Origin of the sequence: Bradyrhizobium sp. PUT101 (assembly GCF_052043945.1) — a bacterium.
Lineage (GTDB): Bacteria > Pseudomonadota > Alphaproteobacteria > Rhizobiales > Xanthobacteraceae > Bradyrhizobium.
The window spans coordinates 3,174,210-3,200,121 of record NZ_CP197207.1 but is presented as its reverse complement, the minus strand read 5'-3'; the positions used below and the strand labels follow the sequence as shown (position 1 = coordinate 3,200,121).

22 protein-coding genes are annotated in these 25,912 nt (G+C 64.4%); 16 read left to right on the top strand and 6 right to left on the bottom strand.

Annotation, left to right across the window (positions count from 1 at the left end; translation table 11 throughout):
• Nucleotides 1-116 precede the first annotated feature (116 nt).
• From tolQ to ACSHT2_RS15690, 12 genes are all read left to right on the top strand, one after another.
• A complete protein-coding gene (gene tolQ, locus ACSHT2_RS15745; RefSeq protein WP_028180156.1) occupies nt 117-833 on the top strand; it encodes a protein TolQ in 717 nt (238 codons plus the stop codon).
• Nucleotides 834-876: 43 nt separating this feature from the next.
• Nucleotides 877-1,326, top strand: coding sequence for a protein TolR (tolR, locus tag ACSHT2_RS15740; protein WP_440642354.1), 450 nt, complete (start codon nt 877-879; stop codon nt 1,324-1,326).
• A 3-nt stretch (nt 1,327-1,329) separates the two neighbouring features.
• Nucleotides 1,330-2,289 carry a protein TolA gene (locus ACSHT2_RS15735; RefSeq protein ID WP_440642353.1) on the top strand — a complete coding sequence of 320 codons (960 nt, stop codon included), beginning with the start codon at nt 1,330-1,332 and terminating at the stop codon, nt 2,287-2,289.
• A gap of 41 nt (nt 2,290-2,330) precedes the next feature.
• Nucleotides 2,331-3,674, top strand: coding sequence for a Tol-Pal system beta propeller repeat protein TolB (gene tolB, locus ACSHT2_RS15730; RefSeq protein ID WP_440642851.1), 1,344 nt, complete (start codon nt 2,331-2,333; stop codon nt 3,672-3,674).
• Nucleotides 3,675-3,932: 258 nt separating this feature from the next.
• A complete protein-coding gene (locus ACSHT2_RS15725; protein ID WP_440642352.1) occupies nt 3,933-6,263 on the top strand; it encodes a putative bifunctional diguanylate cyclase/phosphodiesterase in 2,331 nt (776 codons plus the stop codon).
• A gap of 163 nt (nt 6,264-6,426) precedes the next feature.
• Nucleotides 6,427-7,188, top strand: a complete 762-nt coding sequence (locus tag ACSHT2_RS15720) for an N-acyl amino acid synthase FeeM domain-containing protein (RefSeq protein ID WP_440642351.1) — start codon at nt 6,427-6,429, stop codon at nt 7,186-7,188.
• 243 nt (nt 7,189-7,431) lie between these two features.
• On the top strand, nt 7,432-7,920 hold the full coding sequence (pal, locus tag ACSHT2_RS15715) for a peptidoglycan-associated lipoprotein Pal (RefSeq protein ID WP_024337630.1): 489 nt from the start codon (nt 7,432-7,434) through the stop codon (nt 7,918-7,920).
• A gap of 187 nt (nt 7,921-8,107) precedes the next feature.
• Entirely contained in the window at nt 8,108-9,145 is a 1,038-nt protein-coding gene (gene ybgF / locus ACSHT2_RS15710; RefSeq protein ID WP_440642350.1) for a tol-pal system protein YbgF, read from the top strand.
• A gap of 164 nt (nt 9,146-9,309) precedes the next feature.
• Nucleotides 9,310-10,368: a tRNA lysidine(34) synthetase TilS gene (gene tilS / locus ACSHT2_RS15705; RefSeq protein WP_440642349.1), complete on the top strand. Its 1,059-nt coding sequence runs from the start codon at nt 9,310-9,312 to the stop codon at nt 10,366-10,368.
• Between the two features lie 277 nt (nt 10,369-10,645).
• Complete coding sequence (gene ftsH / locus ACSHT2_RS15700) at nt 10,646-12,568, top strand: ATP-dependent zinc metalloprotease FtsH (protein WP_440642348.1); 1,923 nt, start codon at nt 10,646-10,648, stop codon at nt 12,566-12,568.
• Nucleotides 12,569-12,822: 254 nt separating this feature from the next.
• Nucleotides 12,823-13,662 carry a universal stress protein gene (locus tag ACSHT2_RS15695; RefSeq protein WP_440642347.1) on the top strand — a complete coding sequence of 280 codons (840 nt, stop codon included), beginning with the start codon at nt 12,823-12,825 and terminating at the stop codon, nt 13,660-13,662.
• Between the two features lie 9 nt (nt 13,663-13,671).
• Entirely contained in the window at nt 13,672-14,943 is a 1,272-nt protein-coding gene (locus ACSHT2_RS15690; RefSeq protein WP_440642346.1) for an APC family permease, read from the top strand.
• A gap of 64 nt (nt 14,944-15,007) precedes the next feature.
• Here the strand turns inward: ACSHT2_RS15690 and ACSHT2_RS15685 are convergent, their stop codons facing one another.
• Complete coding sequence (locus tag ACSHT2_RS15685) at nt 15,008-16,813, bottom strand: hypothetical protein (RefSeq protein WP_440642345.1); 1,806 nt, start codon at nt 16,811-16,813, stop codon at nt 15,008-15,010.
• 10 nt (nt 16,814-16,823) lie between these two features.
• Nucleotides 16,824-18,326 (bottom strand): hypothetical protein, encoded by a 1,503-nt coding sequence (locus ACSHT2_RS15680; RefSeq protein WP_440642344.1) that lies wholly within the window; start codon nt 18,324-18,326, stop codon nt 16,824-16,826.
• Between the two features lie 388 nt (nt 18,327-18,714).
• Between ACSHT2_RS15680 and ACSHT2_RS15675 the strand changes: the two genes are divergently transcribed.
• The gene (locus tag ACSHT2_RS15675; protein WP_124159097.1) at nt 18,715-18,879 is read left to right on the top strand and encodes a Flp family type IVb pilin; all 165 of its coding nucleotides are present in this window, start codon (nt 18,715-18,717) and stop codon (nt 18,877-18,879) included.
• Between the two features lie 235 nt (nt 18,880-19,114).
• On the opposite strand, the gene ACSHT2_RS15670 is transcribed toward ACSHT2_RS15675, so the two are convergent.
• The gene (locus ACSHT2_RS15670) at nt 19,115-20,623 is read right to left on the bottom strand and encodes a hypothetical protein (RefSeq protein WP_440642343.1); all 1,509 of its coding nucleotides are present in this window, start codon (nt 20,621-20,623) and stop codon (nt 19,115-19,117) included.
• Nucleotides 20,624-20,798: 175 nt separating this feature from the next.
• A complete protein-coding gene (locus ACSHT2_RS15665; RefSeq protein ID WP_440642342.1) occupies nt 20,799-21,524 on the bottom strand; it encodes a hypothetical protein in 726 nt (241 codons plus the stop codon).
• 550 nt (nt 21,525-22,074) lie between these two features.
• Between ACSHT2_RS15665 and ACSHT2_RS15660 the strand changes: the two genes are divergently transcribed.
• Nucleotides 22,075-22,755, top strand: coding sequence for a helix-turn-helix domain-containing protein (locus tag ACSHT2_RS15660; RefSeq protein ID WP_440642341.1), 681 nt, complete (start codon nt 22,075-22,077; stop codon nt 22,753-22,755).
• Between the two features lie 150 nt (nt 22,756-22,905).
• On the opposite strand, the gene pyk is transcribed toward ACSHT2_RS15660, so the two are convergent.
• The gene (gene pyk, locus ACSHT2_RS15655) at nt 22,906-24,342 is read right to left on the bottom strand and encodes a pyruvate kinase (RefSeq protein WP_440642340.1); all 1,437 of its coding nucleotides are present in this window, start codon (nt 24,340-24,342) and stop codon (nt 22,906-22,908) included.
• Nucleotides 24,339-24,935 carry a DUF1036 domain-containing protein gene (locus ACSHT2_RS15650; protein ID WP_440642339.1) on the bottom strand — a complete coding sequence of 199 codons (597 nt, stop codon included), beginning with the start codon at nt 24,933-24,935 and terminating at the stop codon, nt 24,339-24,341. The genes pyk and ACSHT2_RS15650 overlap by 4 nt, the downstream gene beginning before the upstream one ends.
• A 169-nt stretch (nt 24,936-25,104) precedes the next feature.
• On the opposite strand from ACSHT2_RS15650, the gene ACSHT2_RS15645 reads away from it, so the two are divergent.
• Nucleotides 25,105-25,410, top strand: coding sequence for a DUF1244 domain-containing protein (locus ACSHT2_RS15645; RefSeq protein WP_440642338.1), 306 nt, complete (start codon nt 25,105-25,107; stop codon nt 25,408-25,410).
• 192 nt (nt 25,411-25,602) lie between these two features.
• Nucleotides 25,603-25,875, top strand: a complete 273-nt coding sequence (locus ACSHT2_RS15640) for a DUF2312 domain-containing protein (RefSeq protein WP_440642337.1) — start codon at nt 25,603-25,605, stop codon at nt 25,873-25,875.
• Nucleotides 25,876-25,912 lie beyond the last annotated feature (37 nt).

Genomic DNA, 25,912 nt, shown 5'->3' with positions numbered 1-25,912 from the left:
AGGCTTTGAGCGGACTTGCCGGCCGCGCCGGCTCTAGCGCGGCTGTTGGGGAACACCGGCAGCGATTTGCTGGCCGAGGGACATTAGGTAACGATCGCCTTGAGAGGATACTGCTTATGAATCCGGCCGACGTGGCTCAGTCAGCCCTTCCGGTTGCCGCCTCCGCCGACGTGTCGCTGATTGCGCTGTTTTGGCAGGCTCACTGGATCGTGAAAGCGGTGATGCTGGGACTTCTGTCCTGCTCGGTCTGGGTCTGGGCGATCGCCATCGACAAGATCTTTCTTTACGCGCGCACCCGGCGCTCGATGGACCGGTTCGAGCAGGCGTTCTGGTCCGGCGAGTCGATCGAGGAGCTCTATCGCACGCTCTCGGCCAAGCCGACGCACTCCATGGCGGCCTGTTTCGTGGCGGCGATGCGCGAGTGGAAGCGTTCTTTCGAAAGCCATGCGCGCTCTGTCGCGGGCCTGCAGATGCGCATCGACAAGGTGATGAACGTCTCGATCGCGCGCGAGGTCGAACGGCTGGAACGCAGGCTGCTGGTGCTGGCGACCGTCGGCTCTGCCGGCCCCTTCGTCGGCCTGTTCGGCACGGTCTGGGGCATCATGTCGAGCTTCCAGTCGATCGCGGCGTCGAAAAATACCTCTCTGGCAGTTGTCGCCCCCGGTATCGCGGAGGCGCTGTTTGCGACCGCCGTCGGCCTTATCGCCGCCATTCCTGCCACTATTTTCTACAATAAGTTCACGTCCGAGGTGAACCGACAGGCCCAGCGGCTGGAGGGCTTCGCTGATGAATTTTCAGCCATTCTCTCGCGTCAGATCGACGAGCGGGGCTGACGGACGGCATGTATAGTGTGAAGGGCAATTTGGGCATCATACCATGGGCATGAACGTCGCAAGTTCATCCGGAGGCGGCGGACGCCGCGGCCGGCGCAAGCCCGTTATGGCCGAGATCAACGTTACGCCGATGGTCGACGTGATGCTGGTGCTGCTCATCATCTTCATGGTGTCGGCGCCGATGTTGACCGTCGGCGTGCCGCTCGACCTGCCCCAGACCCAGGCCAAGAGCCTCGAAAACAACGACCAGAAGCCGATCCAGATGTCGGTCGACATCAACGGCAAGGTGTTCATCAATGATGCCGAGATCGCGCTGAACGAGCTGGTGCCGAAGCTCAAGGCGATCACGGATGCACGTGGCGGGCTCGAGGAACGCATCTATCTGCGCGCCGACAAGAAGGCGGATTACGGGACGGTGGCCAAGGTCATGGGCCTGTTGTCCGGCGCCGGCTTCAAGAAGCTGGCCCTCGTCACGGAAGCGGATCAGGGGTAAGCGGTGAAGGTGAACGTCGACAAGACACTCGTTGCGTCGATTGCCCTCCACGTCCTCGTGCTTGGATGGGGCCTCGTCACCTTTAGCAGCAAGGCCTATGTGGCGCCGGAGGAGTCGCTTCCGGTCGACATCATCTCGTCCGATCAGCTCGCGAAGATGATGGCGGGGCAGAAGACCGGCGACAAGAAAGAGCCGAAGCCCAAGGTCGAGAAGATCGCGGAAGCGAAGCCCGAAGAGGATGCCGTCGGCAAGGTCACCGAGAAGAAAGAGCTGATCAAGACCAACTCGACACCGGAGCCGCCGCCGAAGCCCGTCGAGAAGCCGGTCGAGAAGAAGCCCGAGCCGCCGAAGCCCGTGGCCGAGGCGAAGCCGAAGGAAGAGCCGAAGCCGCAGGAAAAGAAGCCTGATCCGGCCAAGGAAGATCCGATCGCCGAACTCCAGAAGAAGCTCGACACCAAGAAGCCGCCGCCGAAGCCCGTGGAGCAGAAGGTCGCGGCAGTGCAGCCGCAGCAGCAACCGAAACCCAAGGAGCGCACCTTCGATCCCGCGCAGATCCAGCGCGACCTCGACAAGCGCGCCGCGACCCGGCACGAACTGACTGGATCGGCGCTGAATGCGTCGGCGTCGCTGGGATCGAGCACCGGCACGGCCGTCGCCAACGTCGCGACTTGGCGCGGTGCCTTTCAGGGCGCGGTCAAGCGCTGTTTCACGCCGACCTATAACGGGCAGGATGCCGACCAGTACGAAGCCGACATCGACATTCCCATGAAGATCGACGGCTCGCTGGCCGCCGAGCCGATCGTCGTCGCGGTGCGGGGACCGTCGCGATCGATCGCGCAGGCGGTGGCGGAGAGTGCCAAGCGCGCCATCGTGCAGTGCCAGGTCTATTCGTTCATGCCGAAGCAGCAGTACGAAAGCTGGAAGCTCATTCCGATGACTTTCGGTCTGAAAGATATGTTGTGACATCCGAACAAAAGAATTTTGCGATGAATGACGCCCGATCGATGAACCGCCGCCGCTTCATGACCCTGACCGGGTCGACGCTCGCGATGCTCGGCGGCGGACACGCCTTCGCTCAGGGGCAGCCGCGACTGCGCATCGATCCCACCGAGTTTCAGCCGGTCCCGATCGCGATCACCAATTTTGTGCCAGGTTCGCCCTCCGACGGCGACGTGGGCAACGGTGTCACCCAGGTCATCACCAACAATCTGAAGCGCTCGGGCCTGTTCGCGCCGATCGACCAGGCCGCTTTCATCGAGCGCATCAGCAACATCGACGTCGCGCCGCAATTCCAGAACTGGAAGACCATCAACGCCCAGGCCTTGGTCACCGGCCGCATGACGCGGCAGCCGGACGGCAGGCTCAAGGCCGAATTCCGTCTGTGGGACGTGGTCTCCGGCCAGCAGCTTGCCGGCCAGCAATATTTCACCTCGCCCGAATATTGGCGCCGCATCGCCCACATCATCTCCGACCAGATCTACGAGCGGATGACCGGCGAGAAAGGCTATTTCGACAGCCGCGTGGTGTTCGTGGACGAGACCGGGCCGAAGGAGCGCCGCGTCAAGCGGCTCGCGATCATGGATCAGGACGGCGCCAATGTGCGCTATCTGACCCGCGGCTCCGACCTCGTGCTGACGCCGCGCTTCTCGCCGAACTCGCAAGAGATCACCTACATGGAGTTCGGCCAGGGCGATCCGAAGGTCTATCTATACAACATCGAGACCGGCCAGCGCGAGATCGTCGGCAACTTCCCCGGCATGACCTTCGCGCCGCGCTTTTCGCCGGACGGCCAGCGCGTCATCATGAGCCTGCAGCAGGGCGGCAATTCCAACCTGTTCGTGATGGATCTGCGCTCGCGTTCGACCACGCGCCTCACCGATACGCCGGCCATCGACACCTCACCGTCCTACTCGCCCGACGGCACCCGCATCTGCTTCGAATCCGATCGCGGCGGCCGCTCGCAGATCTACGTGATGGCGGCGGGCGGCGGACCGGCGCAGCGTATCTCCTTCTCCAAGGACGATACCAACGCAACCTATTCGACGCCTGTGTGGTCGCCGCGCGGCGACTACATCGCATTCACCCGGCAGGGCGGCGGGCAGTTCTCGATCGGCGTCATGAAGCCGGACGGCTCCGGCGAGCGCATCCTCACCTCCGGCTTTCACAACGAGGGCCCGACCTTCTCGCCGAACGGCCGCGTGCTGATGTTCTTCCGCGATCCCGGCGGCAATGGCGGGCCGTCGCTGTACTCCGTCGATATCTCCGGCCGCAACGAGCTGAAGGTGCCGACGCCGGGCTTTGCCTCGGACCCCGCGTGGTCGCCGCTGCTGTCTTCGACGTCGGGCTGACGAGAGTGCAGCTAAAACATCGCGCGTTCAGACGCGCGATGTTTCCGAAAAAGCGTGCCGATTTGTCGAGTTCGTTGCGCAAGGCAAGACTTCCTTCACCTTGTGCAAGGCAAGACTTGCCTAGTTGCTTGATATTTAAGCGAAAATCGGCCTGCTATTGCGGGAAAACAACTCGACTTTAACGATGTTCCCTCAGAAAGGCTTCATCTCAGCTGGGGTAGAACTACGCGCTTAAACAGGACGCGCGTGCAAACCAAGATGCAGTTCGCTAGCCAGAGCGGAGAGCAGGACGAACAGGCCTCGCCGACGATTTCGGCGGCGCTGACCGATTCGCTGTTCGAGGCTCCCGGCACGGTGCTTACCGGCATCGTCTTCTCCGCGTTCTCGGCCTCCCTGACGGCGCTCAAGACGGGAGAAATGCTGCTTTGGGGATTTGTCCCGCTGCTCATTCTTGCGGGAGCCATACGTGCTTTCGATCTGAGCCGGTATCAGGCCAGAAAATCGGTTCTGAGCGCGGAACAAGCCGCGCGTTGGCAGCAGCGCTACCAAATCGGAGCGCTCATCCAGGCCGCCGTGATCGGTCTATGGTGCTCCACGACCCTGTTGAGCAATGACGACGCCATCGCTCACATGATTGCCCTCTCGGTCACCACCGGGATCGTGGCGGGAGGAGCGGGGAGAGCTTACGGGCGGCAGTGGATATTTCGTCTGCAAGCCACCTTGATATTCGGCCCGGCCGTGATCGCGCTGGCGCTGCACGCCACACCCTATTACGTGGCGATGTCGGTAGTGTGCGCCGCGTTCCTCGTCTCGGTCATGCGGCTCTCTGGAAACCTGCACAGGATATTCTTGCGCGCAGTTGTCGCACGCGAGCGCGAGGCCGCGCTCGCCGGCCAGTTCGACACGGCCCTCAACAACATGCCGCACGGGCTCTGCATGTTTCGCATCGACGGCCAGCTTGCGGTGATGAACCACCGCTTTGGCGCGATGATGAATCTGTCCGACAATCTCACCCAGAGCAGCACGACCGCGCGCGACATCATCGCCGCGTGCATCGAAGCGGGATCGATTTCGGTTGCCAGCGGCGAGGCGATCATCGCCGACATCGAAACCGCGCGGGCGAACGAAATCATCACCACCGACCCCGATCCGCACAGAAATCGTTCGCTGTCATGGACCGTCCAGCCGATGGCCGATGGCGGTGCGGTTTTGCTGCTCGAGGACATCACGGAGCGTCGCAACGCCGAAGCCAGGATCAGCCATCTGGCCCGCTACGACGATCTCACGGCGCTGCCGAACCGTGTCAATTTTCGGGACGAGATCGAGCGTTTGCTCGCAATCGCGCGGCATTCGGAACGTCTGTCGGCTCTGCTCTTCGTCGATCTCGACCAGTTCAAGCAAGTCAACGACACGCTGGGTCATCCCTGCGGCGATCAGCTTCTGTGTGCGGTCGCCAACCGCCTGCGCGAGATGCTGCGCCCCGAGGATTTCGTCGCCCGCTTCGGCGGCGACGAGTTCGTCGTCTTCCAGCAGAACATCTCTTCGCCCGAGGACGCCGCGGCGCTTGCCCGCCGCATCGTCGAGCGGCTGAGCGAGCGTTATCGTATCGAAAATCATCTGGTCGAGATCGGCGCCAGCGTCGGCATCGCGTTGACCTCCCCGGGAGAGGTCAGTGCCGATACGCTGCTCAAGAATGCCGACATGGCGTTGTATCGTGCCAAGGCCGACGGCCGCGGCACCTTCTGCTTCTTCCGCGACGAGATGGCGGCTACCGTCGAGGCCCGCCGTATCCTCGAGCTCGACTTGCGCAAGGCGCTCGCCAACGAGGAATTCGAGCTGTTCTTCCAACCATTGGTCAATCTGAAGTCCGGCAAGATCACCACCTGCGAGGCGCTGCTGCGCTGGAATCATCCGGTGCGCGGCACGGTGTCGCCGGTCGACATCATCCCGGTCGCCGAGGACATGGGCCTGATCGTCGATCTCGGGCGCTGGATCCTGCGCCGCGCCTGCATGGAATGCATGAAGTGGCCGGACGGCGTCAGCGTTGCCGTCAATTTCTCGCCGCAGCAATTTCACCAGCGCGACGTTCTGAGCGAAATCCGCTACGCGCTCGAAGTGTCGGGCCTGCCGGCGCATCGACTGGAGATCGAGATCACCGAGTCATCGCTGCTGCGCAACACCCAGCTCACCCACGACATCCTGTCGCAACTACGCGCGCTCGGCGTGCGTATCTCGCTCGATGATTTCGGCACCGGCTATTCCAGCCTCAGCTACCTGCACAATTTTCCGATGCAGAAAGTGAAGATCGATCGCTCCTTCCTCGAAGGCATCGATACCGACCGGCCGCTGACGCTGCTGCGCGGCGTCGCGCGGCTGTCCGCCGACCTCGGAATGGCCGTGGTGGTCGAAGGTATCGAGACCAACGAACAGCTCGAGCTGATCAGCGCCGACGGCACCGTGACCGAAGGGCAGGGTTATCTGTTCAGCCGGCCCGTTCCGGCGGTTCGCGTCCGCCAGCTGCTCAATGCCTCGCATGGCCGTCGTATGCCCGACGACCAGCTCGTCATCGCCTCGTCGCGATCGGCCTGATCCCTTCTGGCGGCTTCTTCATCGCAATCGGCTCTCGGCGGCTCCGTAATTGTGCGGACCCCTTAAAGAGTTAACCCTAACAATTCTAAGGCTTTGCAATTTCGTTAAGGAACCATTAATCTGCTGCCACTCGCGGAAGTTGATTGGAGTCTAGAGGTAGCAGATGAAGTCCGGAGCCGAACCGAGCGCGGCGCTCCTTCCACGCGGCGCCGCGTTGTTTGACCGCATCGATTACCGACTCATCGAAACTCCCGAGGACAAGGACAACCTGTACTTGATGCGCTACCGCGCCTATCTGCAGGCCGGACTGATCCCTCCGTCAGAGTCGCAGCGGGTGACGGACCGTTTCGACGACGCGCCCAACGTCTGGAATTTCGGCGTATACGTCGACGACGAACTCTGCAGTTCCGTTCGCATCCACGTTCTGACGTCCGAATGGCGGATGTCCTACACCACGGAGGTGTTCGGCGACGTCCTGCATCCTCGCCTGGACCGGGGCGAGGTTTTTGTCGATCCGTGTCGATTCGTTGCCGACCCCGAAATGCAGCAGCGATTCCCCGAACTGCCTTATCTGACTGTCCGGCTTCCCTTCGTTGCCTGCGAACATTTCAATGCCGATGTCGGGCTCTCGATGGTGCGGACCGATCATCAGGCGTTCTACCGCCGCGTGTTCCTGTCCGAGACGCTCACTGAGCCGCGTTCATTTCCGGGCTGGCCGACGCAGAAGGCCGTGCTCATGGCCTCGGATTATCCCAAGGTCCGGGAAAAGATCCTGACGCGTTTCCCGATCATGCGCTCCAGCGCGTTTGAGCGGCGCATGCTGTTTGCACGGAGCACCCCACGCCAGGGCGCCACGCGGCCGACGCTGCTGGCCACGCCGCGGAACCTGGACGTGGCGGCTCCAGCGGTCGGTTCGGCCTACTAGGGCGATCACTCTTCTCGCCTCGGCCCAAAATTCCGGCAGAAGCCGGCGTTTTTGCCCGCCGGCACGGCTTGCCTTCACCCTCGCGCCACATTTACAACTCATTAACCATGGCGGTTGCTTTTCGCCGATTGGGGGCATTTGAGCGGCTGAGGCAAGGTTCCGTCAAGGTTGACGGAACGTTCGCTTAACCAACCCCCTGTAGACCGGACAGCAGTGGACTAACGTGAGCGTGGAGGCTCCGGAATGAAACATCCTATGCGTATCCTCCAGGGATTGAAGCTGGCCGCGGTGCTCGCCGTCGCGCTGTCGATGGGCGCCTGCGCCAACAAGAATGCCGCGACGGATGCGATGGCCAATGCGGCGACGCCCGGCAGCCAGCAGGATTTCGTCGTCAACGTGGGTGACCGCGTGTTCTTCGAAAGCGACCAGACCGACCTGACCCCGCAGGCGATCGTGACCCTGGAGAAGCAGGCGCAGTGGCTCCAGTCCTATCCGCGCTACAGCTTCACCATCGAAGGTCATGCCGACGAGCGCGGCACCCGCGAATACAACATCGCGCTCGGCGCCCGCCGCGCCCAGTCGGTGCGCTCGTTCCTCGCCTCGCGCGGCATCGATCCGAACCGCATGCGCACGATCTCCTACGGCAAGGAACGGCCGGTCGCCGTCTGTAACGACATCTCCTGCTGGTCGCAGAACCGGCGCGCCGTCACGGTGCTCAACGCGAGCTCCTGACGTTCAGTCAGGCGCCGTTCAGCTTCGGTAATGGACTATGCCGGCGCCCTCTCGGGCGCCGGTTTCGTTTCAGGATTCTGTGACAGAAACCGCTTTGTACCAGTCACATTTTTGGCGTACTCCACTTCAATGTGGGGCGCGTCGAATGTTCCGTCGCAGGCCATTTCGCTTTTGTCGTCAGGGCAAGATGTCATCCAGATTCAAGGTCTTTACCGGCACCGTGGCGACCGTCGTGCTGCTCTCTTTGTGCTCGTCCGCACTTGCGCAGCCGGTCTTTGCGCAGTCGGATGATGCCGACCCGGAGATGCGGATCGAGCGGCTGGAGAACCAGCTCCGCCAGCTCACCGGCCAGAACGAGGAGCTCCAGTACCGCAATCGCCAGCTCGAAGAGCGGCTGCGGGCGCTCGAAGGCGGCGCGCAAGGCGCGCCCGGGCAGGCGCCGAACGTTGCGGCGATGCCGCCCGCCCAGATCGCACCAACCCAGGCCACGCCGGGCTATCGCCAGCAGCAGCCGGCCGTGCAGCCGAATTACGAGCAGCCGCAGATCGCCGCCCCGGCGCCGATCGTTCAGGAGCAGCCTGCGCCCGGCGCACCCGGCACGCGCCGCCGCGGCGATGCGTTCGATCCGAACCAGAACCCGAACGCGCCGGGCGCGCCGCGCGCGCTCGGCGGCGGGCAGCAGCCGATGCCGGCGGGAGCCGGTGCCGGCGGCCGCAACCCGGGCGAGCCGCTCGACCTCGCCAACACCAGCCCCCGCTACCAGCAAGGCGTGCCGCCAGCCGCGCAGCCCGGCTATCCCGCGCCGGCCGGCGGCGCCGGCCTGACCACCCTGCCGCCCTCGGCGACGCCGCGCGACGAGTTCGACCTCGGCATCGGCTACATGCAGCGCAAGGACTATGCGCTCGCCGAGCAGACCATGAAGAACTTTGCGCAGAAATTTCCGAGCGACCCGCTCGTCGGGGACGCGCAATACTGGCTCGGCGAGAGCTACTTCCAGCGCCAGCAATATCGCGACTCCGCGGAAGCCTTCCTCGCCGTCACCACCAAATACGAAAAGTCGGCCAAGGCGCCGGATGCGCTGCTGCGGCTCGGCCAGTCGCTCGCCGCGCTGAAGGAGAAGGAGGCCGCCTGCGCCGCCTTCGGCGAGGTCGGCCGCAAATATCCGCGCGCCTCCACCGGCGTCAAAGCGGCGGTCGATCGCGAGCAGAAGCGGGTGAAGTGTTAGAAAGTTGAGCGCCGCCGGCTGTCCGTGGTTCAGCTCTCCAGGAGAGGTGAACCATCGGCTCGGGTCGCTTCGACCAAGGCTCATCCCGTGCCGATGCCGCATCCAGGCGCTGACAATGTGCATTGCCCTGCGCTAAACAGTCTGGCGACTGTCAGGGCCGGGTCATGTCAGACGACGACAATTCTCCAATCTCGGCGCGCGAGGCCAAGCGGATCTTCGCCGGCCTGAGAGCTGCGCCCGCGCTGGTGCTCGCCGTTTCCGGCGGGCCCGACTCGGTCGCGCTGATGTGGCTTGCGGCACGCTGGCGGCGCAGCCTCGCGCGCGGCCCGCTTCTCACCGTCGTCACGATCGATCACGGCCTGCGGCGAGAGGCGCCGCGCGAGGCGCGCGAGGTCAAGCGGCTCGCCGCCGAACTCGGATTGCCTCACCGGACCCTGCGCTGGCGCGGCGCAAAGCCGAAGACGGGGCTGCCTGCGGCAGCGCGCGAGGCCCGTTACCGTCTGCTCGCCGAGGCCGCGCGTGCCGCAGGTGCAAGCCATGTGCTGACGGCCCACACCCGCGACGACCAGGCCGAGACGCTGTTGATGCGCCTCTTCCGCGGCAGCGGACTTGCCGGGCTGTCGGCCATGACCGGCCTCAGCGAGCGCGACGGAATCGTGCTGGCGCGTCCGCTGCTCGATGTTCCGAAGTCGCAGCTGATCGCGACCCTGAGGCGGGCGAAGGTCGGCTTTGCCGAGGATCCCACCAACCGGGACACCGCCTTCACCCGGCCGCGGCTGCGCGCGCTGCTGCCGCTTCTCGCGGCCGAGGGCGGCGATGCCCGCAATCTGGCGCGGCTCGCGGCAAGGCTGGCGCGGGCCAATGCTGCGGTCGAGGTGCTGGCCGACGGCGCCGAGCGCTTCCTCCGTTTGCGGGATCGCGGCGTTGCGCCGCAAGCGGGCGTCCGAAGCTTCGAGGCCTCGGCTTTTGCGGCCCTTCCGGAGGAGGTCCGGCTGCGGCTCCTGCTGCGGGCCATCAACGCGCTCGGACATGAGGGGCCGGCGGAACTCGGCAAGGTCGAAACCCTGATGTCCGCATTGGACCAGGCCATGGCGGCAAGTCTCCGCGCCCGCGCGACCGGACGGCCGGCCCTGAAGCAGACCCTCGCGGGAGCCTTGATCAGCCTTGCCGGCGGTCGTATCCACATCGCGCCGGCACCGGCCCGGCGGCGCACCGGGAGGTGAGCACGAATGAGGGCGGATCATGACACCGGCCGTTTCGCCTCCGCAGCGTCAGGCCACCTTAACCAGGCCGGAAAAACCCCCGATCGGGCGCCATTATTTCCGCGGGAATCGCACTAAGATGGGATAAATAGTCCCACCTCGTTCCCTTGGCAGCGACCGGGGCGGCACCTAAATTGTATCCGTCTAACCAAGAGGATTCCTTGGGATTTCCTCGCATTGACCAAAGCCACTGCCCAAGGATCAGGGTCGCGATCCGCGCGACCACGAAGGAAGATCGATGAACGCCAATCTGCGCAATTTCGCCCTCTGGGTTATCATTGTCTTGCTGCTGTTGGCGTTGTTCACGCTCTTCCAGAATCCGGGTCAGCGGGCCTCCTCGCAGGACATCGCCTTCTCCCAGCTTCTGAGCGAAGTTGACCGCGGCAATGTGCGCGACGTCGTGATCCAGGGGCCTGACATCCATGGCACCTTCACCAACGGCTCGAGCTTCCAGACCTACGCGCCGAACGACCCGACGCTGGTGAAGCGCCTCTATGACAGCAAGGTCCAGATCACCGCGAAGCCGCCGGGCGACAACGTGCCCTGGTTCGTCTCGCTGCTGGTCTCCTGGCTGCCCTTCATCGCTCTGATCGGCGTGTGGATCTTCCTGTCGCGGCAGATGCAGGGCGGCGCCGGCAAGGCGATGGGCTTCGGCAAGTCGCGCGCCAAGATGCTGACCGAAGCGCATGGCCGCGTCACCTTCGAGGACGTCGCCGGCGTCGACGAGGCCAAGCAGGACCTTCAGGAAATCGTCGAATTCCTGCGCGACCCCGGCAAATTCCAGCGCCTCGGCGGCCGCATTCCGCGCGGCGTGCTGCTGGTCGGACCTCCCGGCACCGGTAAGACCCTGATCGCGCGTGCGGTCGCGGGCGAAGCCAACGTGCCGTTCTTCACAATTTCCGGTTCGGACTTCGTCGAGATGTTCGTCGGCGTCGGTGCTTCCCGCGTCCGCGACATGTTCGAGCAGGCCAAGAAGAACGCGCCGTGCATCATCTTCATCGACGAAATCGACGCGGTCGGTCGTCACCGCGGCGCCGGTCTCGGCGGCGGCAATGACGAGCGCGAGCAGACGCTGAACCAGTTGCTGGTCGAGATGGACGGCTTCGAGGCCAACGAGGGCGTGATCCTGATCGCCGCGACCAACCGTCCCGACGTGCTCGATCCCGCGCTGCTGCGTCCCGGCCGCTTCGACCGCCAGGTCGTGGTGCCCAATCCCGACGTCGTCGGCCGCGAGCAGATCCTCAAGGTTCACGTCCGCAAGGTGCCGCTGGCGCCGGATATCAACCTCAAGACCATCGCGCGCGGCACGCCGGGCTTCTCGGGCGCCGACCTGATGAACCTCGTCAATGAAGCTGCGCTCACCGCCGCCCGCCGCAACAAGCGGATGGTGACGCAGGCCGAGTTCGAGGAGGCCAAGGATAAGGTGATGATGGGCGCCGAGCGCAAGTCGCTCGTCATGACCGAGGAAGAGAAGCTGCTGACGGCCTATCACGAAGGCGGCCACGCCATCGTCGGCCTCAACGTGCCTGCGACCGATCCGATCCACAAGGCGACCATCATCCCGCGCGGCCGGGCGCTCGGCATGGTCATGCAGCTCCCCGAGCGCGACAAGCTGTCGATGTCTCTGGAGCAGATGACCTCGCGGCTCGCCATCATGATGGGCGGCCGTGTCGCCGAAGAGCTGATCTTCGGTCGCGAGAAGGTGACCTCTGGCGCCGCCTCCGACATCGAGCAGGCCACGCGCCTTGCCCGCATGATGGTGACGCGCTGGGGCCTGTCGGAAGAGCTCGGCACGGTTTCCTACGGCGAGAACCAGGACGAGGTGTTCCTGGGCATGTCGGTGTCGCGGACGCAGAACGCCTCCGAGGCGACGGTCCAGAAGATCGACTCCGAGATCAGGCGACTGGTCGAGGAAGGCTACAAGGAAGCCACCCGCATCCTGACCGAAAAGCATGCCGACCTCGAGGCGCTGGCCAAGGGTCTCCTCGAGTTCGAGACGCTGAGCGGCGACGAAATCATCGATCTGCTCAAGGGCAAGAAGCCGAACCGCGAGTCCGTGCTCGAGCCGACCACGCCGCGCGCCTCCGCCGTGCCCCCGGCGGGCAAGTCGCGCCCGCGGCCCGATCCGGATCCGGGCCTGGAGCCGCAGCCGCAGGCCTGATCGCAAGCGGCAAACCGAATTGAAGAACGCGGCGGCAACGCCGCGTTTTTTTATGGGCCGCGCGCGCGTTCGCGAGCCGGCATTCCGCTGACTCCCTCATGCAAAGCGAGCACCGCCAAACCAGGGCACTTCTGCTCCGGTGGCCCGTTCGAGCCTAGGCCGTTTTGCCACAGCCTACGCGGCTGAATCGGTTGCGGTCGATCAAGAAAGGGGACCTTGACGGCGTTAGGCTCCAACTCGTCAAAGGAGGATACATGGCTTTCAAGGATGTTCTGCTGACCCTGGCGAGCTATCCGGAACCGACGCCGGTCTCGACGATCGACGATGCGGTTTCGATAGCCGCCGTCCTGGATGCGCACCTCGCAGCCATTTCCTGCGAAGTGCATTTGGAAGTGCGCGAGAGCTTGCTTGGGAATGCGATCATCGACATCCCTGCGATGATCGCGCGCGAGGCCGCCAGGAGCCGCCAGAATGCGCAAGCGCTGCTCGCGGCTTTCGAAGCGTCGGCCGTGAAATCCGGCGTTCGGCATGAGACCATCTTCGAGCAATGTGCAACCCAAAGCGAGCCGGGACTGCTGGTCGATTATGCAAGGCTTCGCGATCTCACGATCATGCCGATGCGGAAATCCCACGAGCGGTGGGATGCCGAGGAGGTGATCTTCGAATCCGGCAGGCCGACGCTGATCCTGCCGACGGCGCCGCGATCGCGTCCATTCCGGCTCGATGCTGTTTGCGTGGCCTGGGACTTCAGCCGCACCGCCGCCCGAGCGGTTTCCGACGCGCTTCCTCTGCTCGAAAGGGCGAAAAATGTGCGCATCGTGACTGTCACGAATGAAAAGGCTTTGGATTCCAAACGTTCCGCCGAAGAGCTGGCAAAGAACCTGGCCCGTCACGGCATCGAGGTCGTGCTGGACAAGGTCGACGCCGAAGGCAAGCCGATCGGCGAGGTCCTCGAAGCGTACGTGCTATCTCACGGCATCGACGTGCTTGTGATGGGCGCGTACGGAACGCCCAGGTGGCGGGAATTCGTGCTTGGCGGTGCGACGAGAAGTCTGCTGTCCAAGCCGCCCATCCCGATTCTGTTTTCGCATTGACGTTGGTCCATGCAAGAGGTGAGAACAGATGCTGCCACTCATCGACCGGGCAGCACGACGACGCCGCACAAGTCCACAAAGCTGATCAGATCGCTCACGCTGACGCACGCCGTGCTCTACGGGCTCGGCGTGACGATCGGTGCCGGAATCTACGTCCTGGTGGGGGCGGCCGCCGCGCGGAGCGGGATGCACGCGCCTCTGGCGTTTCTCGCTGCTGCGGTCGTGATGGGCATGACCGCGGGCACCTTTGCTGAATTGGGCACCCGACTGCCGGTTGCGGCGAGCGAGGCTGCCTATGTCCGGACCGCATTTCACCGCAAATGGCTCGGCGCTGCCACGGGGCTGCTCGTGGTCGCCGCAGCGACGATTTCAGGCGCAACCATCACTGTCGGGAGCGCCGGCTATATCGGCGTATTCCTGCCGCTGCCTTCGGCCTGGATCGTCGCCGGCGTCGTGCTTGCGATGGGAGCGATCGCCTGCCTGTCCGCGGTTCAGTCCATCAGCTTCGCTGGCCTGATGACGGTCGTGGAAATCGGAGGATTGATCCTCATCATCGGGGCCGGCCTATTCGAGGGTGAATCTCTGGTCTCTCGGCTGCCCGAGTTGTGGGTTCCCATGACCGACCTGACAGCCTGGACAGGGATCGCACAGACCGCGCTGCTCGCCGTATTTGCGTTCATCGGGTTCGAGCATTTGGTGAACATCTCCGAGGAAATGAAGAATCCTTCTCGGACCCTGCCTTGGGCCCTCTTCATCACCCTCGGCGTGACGGCGCTCCTCTACGTTGCTGTCGTCTGGATTGCGGTGGTCGCCGTGCCGCCGGCCGAGCTCGCGCGCTCATCGGCTCCTCTGGCCCTGGTATTTCAGCGGCTGACAGGGCTTCCTCTCTCGGTGCTGAGCGCGATTGCGGTGGTGGCGACGCTCAATGGGATCATCGTTCACATGATCATGATCGGGCGTGTGCTGTACGGCCTGGCGGATCAGGGCAGTCTTCCGTCTCTTCTCGCAAGAGTGAATTCCAGAAGCGGTGCCCCGGTGGTTGCAACCCTCTTTGGGGTTGGCGCCATTCTGATCCTCGCGCTCGGCATTCCGCTGACCGGATTGGCCGAATGGACTTCACGGCTGACGCTTGGAGTCTTTGCTCTGGTCAACCTCGCGCTTCTTCGGATCAAGGCGAGCGAACCGAAACCTCCTGCCGGGGTGTTCGTCGTGCCTTTCTGGGTGCCGGTTGCAGGTTTATTCACAAGCGTCGCGTTGCTCCTGCTCGATCTCGTCGGCTAATGCACTTCCGGATCAGGCCGGCGATCCGCAGTACGTTGAAATCATGGGCACGGCTCGCGCGTTCTCACTTGCGCACGCGCCAGACCGTCCAGCCGGGTTTCGACATCGCTTCGACCGGCTCCAGATAATCCGGAGCTTCACCGCGCCCGAGCCGTGCGGCGAGGCCCTCCGGCGCGATGCGGACAAGGTCCCCCTGATCGGCAGAGCGGTTGCAGGTCAGGATGTAGTCGACCTGCCGCGCGCGGAGCATTGCGCGCGCAGCTTCCGGTGTTGCCGTCATCGTGTGCACCATGACGAGGTTGCCGTCGTTGTTGCGATGGTAGGGGCCGGCGAACACGGAATGGCCCGTCGCAGCCAGGATCGCAGGACCCGAGTCGATCGGCGCCATCACCCGCCCGGGCGGCAGCGCGGCGAGCGGCGTGGCGCTGGAGATGGTCTGGCAGGACACGTTGGGATCGGGCATCGCGATCTCGTGGCCGCTCGTTCCCGCGGCGAATGCCGGCCAGATGGCAAAGCCGACGCCGCCAAGGGTGGCGGGCGATACGAGCAGTGCGGCACGTAAGAGCCCCCAATTGGCCGCGGCACCCGGGCGAAGCGCCGCGATTGCCATGACGCAGAGGGGGGCCGCGACGATGTTGGCGGCGGCGCCGCCGCGCAATTCCCACAGGCTGACGCCGAACAGCGCTGCGAGCGTGACGGTCGAGACGATCCAGCGAAAGCGCGTCTGCGGCGTGTCGCGAATGATGGCGACAAGGCAGAGACCGAGCGTCAGCAACGGAAACGCATAATACGCGAGCAGCTTCTGCGGCTGCATCCGCGCCAGCTCCGTCACCGACACGGTCTCGCTGACCCGCTCGAGCCAGAAGCTGACGAGCAGGGGATCGACCTGCGCATAGGGCGAGGCAACGCAGCTCGGATACGATTTGAAGAACGCGCCCAGCAGGAGCGCACCGGCGAGCGCAGCCGCCGCGAGCCGCATCCAGATGGACCGGCGGAGATAGCTGACGCCGGCCACCGCAAGCAGCGCGATGCCGCCGCCCGCAGACAATAGCAGGATCGGACCGCCGAAGGCATCGCAGACCGGCCTGGCAAGACTGTTCAGCGGGAGCAGCAGCAGTGCCAGCAGCAGCGACGACCCGGCGAGGCCTGCACCAAAAGCGCCGGCGGAGCGCAGGGCTTCAGTGCCCTTCCAGATCAGCAGCCCCATCACGGCCGCGCTTGCCACGGCGATCGCGGGTAGCATTTCCAACCCGATCGCCAGCGACAGCCCAGCGAGACATCCGGCCAGAGCCGCCTTGGCTGCAGAGTGTTCAAGACCGGTGATGCAGAGCACGAAGCCGAGCAGGAGCACGATCTGTACATTGTGATGATCGATCGCGCCGGCGCGAAAGTGGATCAGGGCAGGGATCGACAACGCCGTGACCAGAATCGTGGCGAGCCGCATCCGCGCGCGATCGGCCGGCGCGCTCGCCTGACTTGCGATCGTCGCTGCGAGCCAGAGCGCGGCGCCCATCAACAGCGAGGGCCACGCGACCAGCGTGAGCGCTTCGGCAGCATGCTGGCCGAGCAGGGGCCGAAACAGGAGGATCAACAGGGCCAGGGGCGCATCGACGATGCGGGACCAGTGCATCGCGATTCCGGGAGGATCGAGCCGGTATTGGGTCAGGTCGAACCAGCCCTGGCCGGCCAGGAGATCGCGCACCTCGACCAGCCGCATCGCGTCGTCGGTCGACAGCGCGTCGAACACCCCCGTCTTGATCGCGGGAAACCCGAGCGCCGCCACGATCGCCGCCCAGGTGATCGTGAGCACGATCGCAGGATTCGGCGCAGCGGCCGATCGTCGCTCGGTCGGCAGGACGGGGGGCGACATCGTCCTGCCCTCAATTTGATGCTGCGGGCGTGGACCTGCCAGCCGCACTCTGCCCGTTGTCCCGCACATGGATGACCGCGATGTCGTCCGCATAGATCCGCTTCCAGCCCTTGAGCTGGTCGAGGATCTGCGGGCCCGGCGCGTCAGCCACCAACAGCGTCGCGTCGATCTTGTACTCGTCTAACAAGCGCGGCAGCAGCTCGGGCCTCTTGCCCTCCGTCGCCTTGAAGAAGTCCACGACGAACTTCTCGCCATAGAGCTCGGCGCGGCCGTCGACGAAGACAGGGATATCGCGCGAGATCAAATAGCCGCCGAACTGGTAGGCGTTGAAGATGCGCTGCACCTTGCGTTGCTCGAGCAAGTCGACCGCCGCAACCGGCGTCTGGGTCATCGTGAAGGTGAAGCGGTGGTGCCCCAGATAGAGCGACGTCGAGGTCCAGCTTGCCGCCACGATCATCAGCGCGCCAGCCGCGGTGACATAGCGGGCCGGCCGGCGGTCGGCACCGGCGGCGTCGGGCGCCGGGCGCGAAAACATCTCGCCGAGCGGCTTTGCCAACACCAGCGGCACCAGGAACGCAAAAGCCTCGATGCTTCTGACATGGGTCAGCGCGCTCCAGGTCAGGAACAGGATCAGGAAGATCCGGGGCGCCGACAGCACGAGGCCCCGATAATAGCCGAATGCGATCAGGGCGAGCAGGGCGCCTTCGAACGAGGTGAACGTGGCGAAGTTCGCCGGCATCCATTCGAAGATCAGCGACAACAGCTCGCCAAGGCTGAGGATGTTGGTCGCGCCCTGCAGCGTCCGCCAGCCGTAGGGTGTGCAGCAGCTCGCGATCAGCGCGCCGACTCCGAACAGCACCCAGCGCATGAACAGGGCAAGCCGCCGTCCCTTCTCGGCGTGCTCGACCGCCTCGAGCGAGATCGGACCGATCAGCGCGAGGCCCAGCACGAAGCCGCCATGCAGGTTCGCCCAGAGCGCCATCAGCGGCAGCCAGGTCCAGGACGGCGCCCTCTTGCGGTCGGCAGCCGTCATCAGCAGACCGACCCACGCCACCATGACGGGCAGCGCCAGGATATGCGGACGCGCCAGCACGTGATGGATCGACAGCAGCAGTGCCAGCATCGCGAACAGCACGGCGCGCGGAGCCCCGATCTGCGCGTCGAGCAGATGGACGAAGATTGCGGCCGCGAGCGCGACGGCGACCGCGGTGAGGATGACCGGACCTGCCCAGTCCAATTGCGCATGGGAGAAGGCGAACGCCACCTGCGACAGCCAGGACGTCGATATCCACGGCGCGCCCGTTCGCGTGAAGGAATAGAAGTCGGTGGTGGGCATGGCGCGGTGGTCGAGGATCCATTGCCCGATCTTGATCTGCCAGAACGAGTCCGAATCCTGAAGCAGCGTGTCGCCGAGATAGAGGAAGAACAGGTACGCGCCGGCACCGACGCACAAGGGCACCAGAGCCCGCGCGCGGCTCTGAACCGCGATGCTGTTGGCAAGGGAAAGGGACATGCCGCCTCGTCGTCCTGTTGTTCTCGTCGGGCCGAGCATGATCCGGAAAACTGTGTAGCGGTATTCCGGGAAGATCATGCTCAAACAGACCTGAAGCGCGATGAACGATTCATCTCATCGGCTTCAGCCCGAGCGGGCGGCATTGGACCACGGCGGTCATAACTTCGGGTAAACCGGCCGGGCCGGCTTCGTGTCCCGACAATTTAATGGATTGTTTTGGGTTTCGATTTACCATGGGCGAATACACGCAAACCGCTCGATGTTTACGCAGTCGAATTAACTGCGGCGCAATTCTTTGCCTCTACGTTCGGTTCCATGGTCGGGCGGCGCTGGGAAGCCGAAAAGACCAGATCAGTTGTAAGCCTCGTGTACCCATTTGGAGCACTCTATGAAGAACCTCGTTGCGCGTTTCGTGAAGGATGAATCCGGCGCCACCGCCATTGAATACGGCCTGATCGCCGCCGGCATCGCGCTGGCGATCATCACCGTCGTCAACAATCTCGGCACCACGCTGAACGGCAAGTTCGGCTCGATCTCGACCAGCCTCAAGTAAGACTGAACGAGCTGCGAGTTTTTGAGAGCCCCGTCTCTGGCGGGGCTCTTTTTCGTATGAGGCGCCTGCAGCCGAACGACCGGCTGAGGTGCATGGTTCAAGGCGTGCGATTTGGCAGGCGCCTTGCGATGGGCCTCGGATGTCCCGCTGCAAGAGCGCCTGAGAGCGCGTCGCAGCCGGATGCCGCGAAGGATGGCTCAAGGCAAGCTTTGCGTATGCGAAGGCCGGCGAGAAGCTAACGGCCCGGTCTTGGCTCACCGGACGCGGAAGGCAGCGCCGGCGCGTCGTCGCGGACGTGAACCACGGCGATATCATCCGCATAGAGCCGCTTCCAGCCCGGCAGATGGTCCATGATCCTGGCGGCGGGAATGGTGGTGTTCAGCAACGTCGCGTCGATCCGGTAGGTCTCGAGCAGCCGCAGCAGGGTGTCCACGTTCTTGCCCTCGACGGCATCGAAGTAGTCGAGCACGAACTGCTCGCCATACAGCTCGGCGCGGCCATCGATGAAGCTTTTGATGTTGCGCGTGATCAGATAGCCGCCGATCGGAGCGGTGCTGAAGATCCGTTGCGCGTGCCGCCGTTCGAGCAGATCGACCGCTGCCGCAGGCGATTGATTGCCGATGAACGCATACCGGCTCGGCGTGGCATAGGACCGCGTGATGCTCCAGCCGGCCGCGACGATGGCCAGCGCCGCGATTGCGGTCAAGGCAAAGGAGGGCCGCGCCTCGCTTCCCTTCAGCGCAAGCGCTCTCGTCACTCCGAAATGCTCGGCGAGTGGTTTTGCCAGCACGAGGGGCGTCAACAGCGCGAAGACCTCGATGTTTCTGACGTGGTTGAGTGCCGCCCAGATCAGCCCGAGCAGCAGAAAAATTCGGGTCCATGACAGCACCACCCCGCTGCAATAGCCGATGGCGATCAAGCCGAGCAGGCTGGCTCCAAACAGATCAAGCGAGCTGAAGTCGGCCGGCATCCACTCCCAGATCATCGAGAGCAGCTTGCCGAGGCTGAGGATCTTCGTCGACGCCAGGAGCGTGTTCCAGCCATAGGGCGTGCAGCAGCTTGCGGCGAGCGCAGCAAGGCCGAACACGGCCCAGCGCGCCGCCAGTGCAAGCCGGTCCTTGCGATCGGAGGACGCGATCGCATCAAGGCCAATGGCTCCAATCAGTGCCAGGCCCATGACGAAGCCGCCGTGAAGATTGGCCCACAGCGCCATCAAGGGCAGCAACAGCCAGGAGGGTGCGCCACGCCGATCGGCGGCCGCCAGCAGCCCTCCGACAAAGGCCAGCATGACGGGCAGCGCCAGCATGTGCGGACGGGCGAGAACGTGGCCGACCGACATCGCGAGCAGCGGGGTCAGGAGCAGAAAGGCCCGCGCAGGTTCCAGATAGGGCTCGAGCCAGTAGACGAAAATCGCCGCAGTCACACCGATCGCAAGCGATGTCAGGATAACGGGGCCCGACCAGTTCGATGGCTCGTAGACAAGCGCGAACAGGACTTGCGACAGCCATGAACTCGAGATCCAGGCCTCGCCGGCTCGCGTGAACGAATAAATGTCGTTGTAGGGGAGTGCGCGGTGTTCGAGGATCCACTGCCCGATCTTGATCTGCCACAGCGTATCGGAATCGCGCAGCATGATGTCGCCGATGCCCAGAAAGAACACGTAGACGATGGCGCCGATACAGAGCGGCATGACCCAGCGCGCAACGCCGCGGACCGGAACGCTGCTTGTGATGGAAATGGACATCGGGCTCTCGGGAGAATGAACGACCACGCACAACAGCGCGCCAGCACCTGAGCATGATCGCCTTTAAGTTGGGGTAAATCGCACCGGTTTTCCGCACCATGCGGCGCAAGGATGCGTTTACTATCTGCTCACACGCAGCTCGGAGTTGCGTCGCGCTCGCATCCGCATTTGCATCTTACCGCTGTTGGTCTCTATAGAATTCGATCATTGTTCGAGGCGCGACTTCTTGGCATTGCATGACAGTGCGAGGTCGCGCCGCATCGCCCTCGATACCTTCGATCGTAATGGTCTGGCGATTTCTGCTCCATACGACCCGGCGAGGGACATCGAAATTCATCGACAGCGTGACCTCATCCTGGCCGGCATCCGTGACCTCGCCGCGAAACCCTCTTCCTTCCCTGCCACGCTCATAGAGTGCTGTTTTCGAAGCGGCATCCATCGTAAAGTACACCGCGCCTGTGTGTTCACAGCGCACAGAGATCGGATGCAGAATGGGATCGCGAACCCGGAAGCTCAAAATGCTTCTCGGCGGTGTGACGGTGCACTTGTGGACCAACGTCGGCCGAAAGGTGGGGTCCTCTAGTCCCTGCCAAGTCATGGTCTTTTGATTGCGATCAAAGATCAGATCGAGCCGCCCTGGACCGATGCGCACTACAAATTCGAACTTTCCATTTTTTGTGGAATTGATCTCTCCTGAGTATGCATTGATACCGAAATTTGTTTCGACGTTTATCGGCGGCGTTTCAAAGACGACCGCTTTGGCATCGACGTCGAACGTTGCGAAGTAGAGGCGAACCGGAGCGCCACCTTCACACCGCACCGAAAATAAGTCGCTGGCTGCCGCGCGGTCTGACGTCAGCATCAGAAAGCAAATGAGCGCGAGGCCCAAGAGCCGATTCATGTCGCACGCTCCGTTCGTCCATGAGACCCCACACCGCAGCTTGACAGCGCCGATCTCGCTCGAACTTTCGAAATTGCCTGGCAGTGAGGGTCGACGCCATCAGCACACTGCGCGCGACTGATATCAACGTCCGGCTGTGAACAGGATAAATGAACCTATAAGTTTATGATCGTAGCGCAATCCCAGGCGGAATGCTCACAGGCGGAACGGCGACCACTGAACTCAAATTGTGAACTGGCGGTCCAAGCCCTCGAAGAATACTCGTTCGGCCGCGCGATGGGTTTGTTGCACGTCGAACGGACCGGCCAAGTGTGACGTTGATCCCGCGCTGCTCCGGGCAAACTCCCAGCGTTTGGACGGCGGCCTCGACAAAATGCCGTCGATGCAGGCTTGGCGCCTCCGTCCGCTCGCAATGGCGCTTCACGCATTTCCCATCTTGTCATTCACTCTGAATAGTTGTTCAGTCCTTGCGGGGCGATTTGCATCTTTTGACGTGACGAAGCGTTGGGCCGCAGGGCATGCGGCCGGCGTGTGGGACAGGAAGCGCGCCATGGTTTATCGGCGGACGCATCAAGTGGTTAAGCGCCTTGCGGCGCGGCGCAGCGCGATTCTGGCGGCGGCGCGGGACGCGGCGGCGGAAGGCGGGATGGCGGCGGTGCAGATCGCGCCCGTCGCGGTCCGGGCCAATGTCGCGGCCGGCACTGTCTACCGCTACTTCCCCTCCAAGGCCGACCTGATCTCCGAACTCATTGCCGAGGTCTCCCGCGACGAGCTCGCGGCGATCCGAAGGGCAGCCGACGCCGCGCCGGGGCCGTCCTCGGCGCTGGCGGCGGCCGTGACCACCGTGGCGGTCCATACCCTGTCGCAGCGCAGGCTGGCCTGGGGCATCCTGGCCGAGCCTGTCGACGTCGATGTCAGTGCCTCGCGCCTTGCCAGCCGGCGCGAGATCGCGGGCGAGATGGCCTCGCGGATCGACGCTGCGGTGCGTGCCGGCCATCTGCCGGCGCAGGACACCGCGCTTGCCGCCACAGCATTGCTCGGCGCGCTGCACGAGGCCCTGGTCGGGCCGCTCGCGCCCGACAATCTCGATGATCCCGTCAAGATGCGCGATGCCGTGCAGACCGTGACGCTGCTGGCGCTGCGTGCGGTCGGCGTCATGGACGCCCGCGCCCGCGGCCTCGTGGTGCAGCAGACGCTGCTGCCGACGACGAAGGCGCTGGTCGGGGCGTAAGATCGCCGCGCGGCCGAGGCGGCGGCCTGACCTCGCTCAGGTCGTTGACTGAGCGGGCCTTTTCGCAAAACCGCAGCAAGCGCGCCGGAAGCTTCGGCTACTGTGCATGGGGTTGTTTTTCGACTTTTTGTTCGGCGCGTGCTGGCCGGCCTACATGTTCGCGTCGCCCTCGGGGCCGACCGAGGCGATGCGCACCATGTTGGTGGTGCCGGGGATGCCTAGCGGCACCCCGGCGACGATGATCACGCGCTGGCCGGCGCGGACGAAGCCGTCCCGGAACGCGATCTGGCCGGCGCGGCTCACCATGTCGTCCTGGTCGCGCGCGTCTTCCGCCACCACGCAATGCACGCCCCAGACGACCGCGAGCCTGCGGCCGGCGGCGATGTTCGGCGTGATCGCCACGATCGGCGGTTTCGGCCGCTCGCGGGCCACGCGCACGGCGGTCGAGCCCGAGCTGGTCCAGCAGATCAGGGCGGGCAGGTCGAGCGTCTCGGCGATCTGCCGGGCGGCGTCCGCGATGGCATCGCCCACGGTGGATTCAGGGGCGGGGCGCTGGGCCATGATGACCGACCGGTAGGTCGGGTCGCGCTCGACCTCCTCGCCGATGCGGTTCATGGTCGAGACCGCCTCGACCGGGAATTTGCCGGCCGCCGATTCCGCCGACAGCATGATGGCGTCGGCACCCTCGTAGACGGCCGTGGCGACGTCGGAGACCTCGGCGCGGGTCGGCACCGGCGACTGGATCATCGATTCCAGCATCTGGGTCGCGATCACCACCGGCTTGCCGGCGCGGCGCGCCATCCGCGTCATCTGCTTCTGCAGGCTCGGCACGCGCTCGAGCGGCAGTTCGACGCCGAGATCGCCGCGCGCCACCATCAGCGCGTCGGAGGCCTCGATGATGTCGGCCAAGCGATCGATCGCCTGCGGCTTCTCGATCTTGGCCATCACGGCGGCACGGCCGCGGATCATCTTCTTGGCTTCGATGACGTCCTCGGCGCGCTGCACGAACGATAGCGCGATCCAGTCGACGCCGGTGACGAGGGCCGCCTCGAGGTCGGCGCGGTCCTTCGGCGTCATCGCCGAGACCGGCAGATCGGTGTCGGGCAGGCTGACGCCCTTGCGGTCGCTCATCTTGCCGCCGACGACGACACGCGTCACCGCGTGCTCTTTCGAGGTCTCCTCCGCGATCAGCCGCACCTTGCCGTCGTCGAGCAGCAGCGCATGGCCCGGCCGCAGCGCAGCCAGAATCTCTGGATGCGGAAGATTGACGCGGGTGGCGTCGCCCGGCGTCTTGTCGGAATCCAGCGTGAAGGTCTGCCCGTTCTGGAGCTGGACCGCGCCTTCGGCAAAGGCGCCGAGCCGGAGCTTGGGGCCCTGGAGGTCCACCAGGATGCCGATCGGCCGGCCATAGCTGCTCTCGACGTTGCGGATCGTCGCCACCAGTTCCCGCATCTTGTCGTGCGGGGTATGGCTCATGTTGATGCGGAACAGGTCGGCGCCGGCCTCGAACAGTCGGCGGATCATCGCGAGGTCTGAAGAAGCCGGTCCCAGAGTCGCGAGAATCTTGATACGGCGGAGACGCCTCATGGCTTGTTTCCAGACGGGGGCGAGGGAGCTGGCGGGAGGCCAGGCGCGGCGGGGGGCGTACCACCGGGCGGACCATTGGGCAAACCCGGAACGCCCCCCGGGCCAACCGGGCCGGGCAGGCCAGGTACGCGTTGCTGCGCCGGCTGTTGTTCGTTGGCGTCGGTCAACTGCACCGTCCAGGCCCGCTGCTCACCGGTGTCGACTTCGAAATAGCCGGTCCGGTCATAGCCGCGCGCAAGGCAATCCTCGGTGCCGCGGATGGTGAACTCCTTGTCGCGCGAGCACATGAAGGCCTGGCCCGACCATTCGCCGCCGCGGTCATAGTCGATGGCATAGATGTAGTAGTAGCGGGCGACCAGCGTGCCCCGGAGCAGCGTCTCACAAGAGCGCGACGAGATGTTCCACCAGCCTTCGGTGGTCCAGCCCTCGGCGTCCTTGTACCCGAGCGCGATCCCGACCCGGCTCGATGTGTTGTTGCAGAGGCGGAAATCGGCCGAGGCCGGGCTGGCGTAAAGGCACAGCAGGGCGACCACCAGCACCGGGACCAACCGGGCGACCAGGCGAAGCGGGAAGGGGGGAGATTCGGCAATCATTGTCGCGGAAGCTATACCAGATCATTGACGATTTGGCGTTGGGCCGGGGGGGCCCGTCCCGGAGGCGGGCGTTGGTCCGTTTGCGCCGCGATATGGCAAAATCTGTGACAGGACCCACCTGATCCCGTAAGGGTGACCGCCATCGGGGCGGGCCTTGAGGAATACAGCCATGGCAATCGACGACAAAACCAGAACGGAGCTCGAGGCGGCGGCTTTCCGGCGCCTGGTCGATCATTTGCGGAGCCGGACGGACGTCCAGAACATCGATCTGATGAATCTGGCTGGTTTCTGCCGCAACTGCCTCTCCAACTGGCTCAAGGACGCCGCTGACGCCCAGGGCGTCGCGCTGAGCAAGGACGAGAGCCGGGAAGCCGTCTACGGCATGCCCTACGAGACCTGGAAGTCGAAATACCAGGGCACGGCCACGCCCGAACAACTCGAGACGATGAAGAAGGTCCATCCCCACGGGCATTGAACGGCCACCTGCGGCCTGCTGAGTCGCACCACACAACAGCTTTCTTCGAACCGCCACAGGAAGGTGTGGGCGCGTTGTGGACGAGCGCGATGCTGCCTTGAACGCAAGCGGCGTCAACCCTAAGGGTCTAGCAGCACGCGCGGTGAGGGATGCCGGCGTCACCCCGTTTGCCAGTTCCATTGGGAGTACAAGATGGCCACCAACGCCGCCGTCCGCGACGACGAGCCCGCGACGAAATTTGCCAAGGACCAGCTCAAGTCCATCATCGAGCGCATCGAGCGGCTGGAGGAAGAGAAGAAGGCGATCTCCGACGACATCCGCGACGTTTATGCCGAGAGCAAGGGCAACGGCTACGACGTCAAGGCGCTGCGCACCATCGTGCGCCTGCGCAAGCAGGACCCCAACGAGCGCGCGGAGGCCGAGACCATTCTCGAGACCTACATGCAGGCGCTGGGGATGATCTGAGGCGCATCGCCCGGGTGTTGCCGCTCATCACGCTTGG

What these genes read in the sequence shown, in the direction of transcription:
- ybgF (WP_440642350.1), top strand. Translation starts at nt 8,108, where the DNA reads ATGTCATCCAGATTCAAGGTCTTTACCGGCACCGTGGCGACCGTCGTG.
- ACSHT2_RS15685 (WP_440642345.1), bottom strand. Translation starts at nt 16,813, where the DNA reads ATGTCGCCCCCCGTCCTGCCGACCGAGCGACGATCGGCCGCTGCGCCG.
- ACSHT2_RS15720 (WP_440642351.1), top strand. Translation starts at nt 6,427, where the DNA reads ATGAAGTCCGGAGCCGAACCGAGCGCGGCGCTCCTTCCACGCGGCGCC.
- ACSHT2_RS15680 (WP_440642344.1), bottom strand. Translation starts at nt 18,326, where the DNA reads ATGTCCCTTTCCCTTGCCAACAGCATCGCGGTTCAGAGCCGCGCGCGG.
- ACSHT2_RS15725 (WP_440642352.1), top strand. Translation starts at nt 3,933, where the DNA reads ATGCAGTTCGCTAGCCAGAGCGGAGAGCAGGACGAACAGGCCTCGCCG.
- ftsH (WP_440642348.1), top strand. Translation starts at nt 10,646, where the DNA reads ATGAACGCCAATCTGCGCAATTTCGCCCTCTGGGTTATCATTGTCTTG.
- ACSHT2_RS15660 (WP_440642341.1), top strand. Translation starts at nt 22,075, where the DNA reads ATGGTTTATCGGCGGACGCATCAAGTGGTTAAGCGCCTTGCGGCGCGG.
- tolQ (WP_028180156.1), top strand. Translation starts at nt 117, where the DNA reads ATGAATCCGGCCGACGTGGCTCAGTCAGCCCTTCCGGTTGCCGCCTCC.
- ACSHT2_RS15695 (WP_440642347.1), top strand. Translation starts at nt 12,823, where the DNA reads ATGGCTTTCAAGGATGTTCTGCTGACCCTGGCGAGCTATCCGGAACCG.
- ACSHT2_RS15670 (WP_440642343.1), bottom strand. Translation starts at nt 20,623, where the DNA reads ATGTCCATTTCCATCACAAGCAGCGTTCCGGTCCGCGGCGTTGCGCGC.
- tilS (WP_440642349.1), top strand. Translation starts at nt 9,310, where the DNA reads ATGTCAGACGACGACAATTCTCCAATCTCGGCGCGCGAGGCCAAGCGG.
- ACSHT2_RS15645 (WP_440642338.1), top strand. Translation starts at nt 25,105, where the DNA reads ATGGCAATCGACGACAAAACCAGAACGGAGCTCGAGGCGGCGGCTTTC.
- pal (WP_024337630.1), top strand. Translation starts at nt 7,432, where the DNA reads ATGAAACATCCTATGCGTATCCTCCAGGGATTGAAGCTGGCCGCGGTG.
- ACSHT2_RS15690 (WP_440642346.1), top strand. Translation starts at nt 13,672, where the DNA reads ATGCAAGAGGTGAGAACAGATGCTGCCACTCATCGACCGGGCAGCACG.
- ACSHT2_RS15650 (WP_440642339.1), bottom strand. Translation starts at nt 24,935, where the DNA reads ATGATTGCCGAATCTCCCCCCTTCCCGCTTCGCCTGGTCGCCCGGTTG.
- pyk (WP_440642340.1), bottom strand. Translation starts at nt 24,342, where the DNA reads ATGAGGCGTCTCCGCCGTATCAAGATTCTCGCGACTCTGGGACCGGCT.
- tolB (WP_440642851.1), top strand. Translation starts at nt 2,331, where the DNA reads ATGAACCGCCGCCGCTTCATGACCCTGACCGGGTCGACGCTCGCGATG.
- ACSHT2_RS15675 (WP_124159097.1), top strand. Translation starts at nt 18,715, where the DNA reads ATGAAGAACCTCGTTGCGCGTTTCGTGAAGGATGAATCCGGCGCCACC.
- ACSHT2_RS15640 (WP_440642337.1), top strand. Translation starts at nt 25,603, where the DNA reads ATGGCCACCAACGCCGCCGTCCGCGACGACGAGCCCGCGACGAAATTT.
- tolR (WP_440642354.1), top strand. Translation starts at nt 877, where the DNA reads ATGGGCATGAACGTCGCAAGTTCATCCGGAGGCGGCGGACGCCGCGGC.
- ACSHT2_RS15665 (WP_440642342.1), bottom strand. Translation starts at nt 21,524, where the DNA reads ATGAATCGGCTCTTGGGCCTCGCGCTCATTTGCTTTCTGATGCTGACG.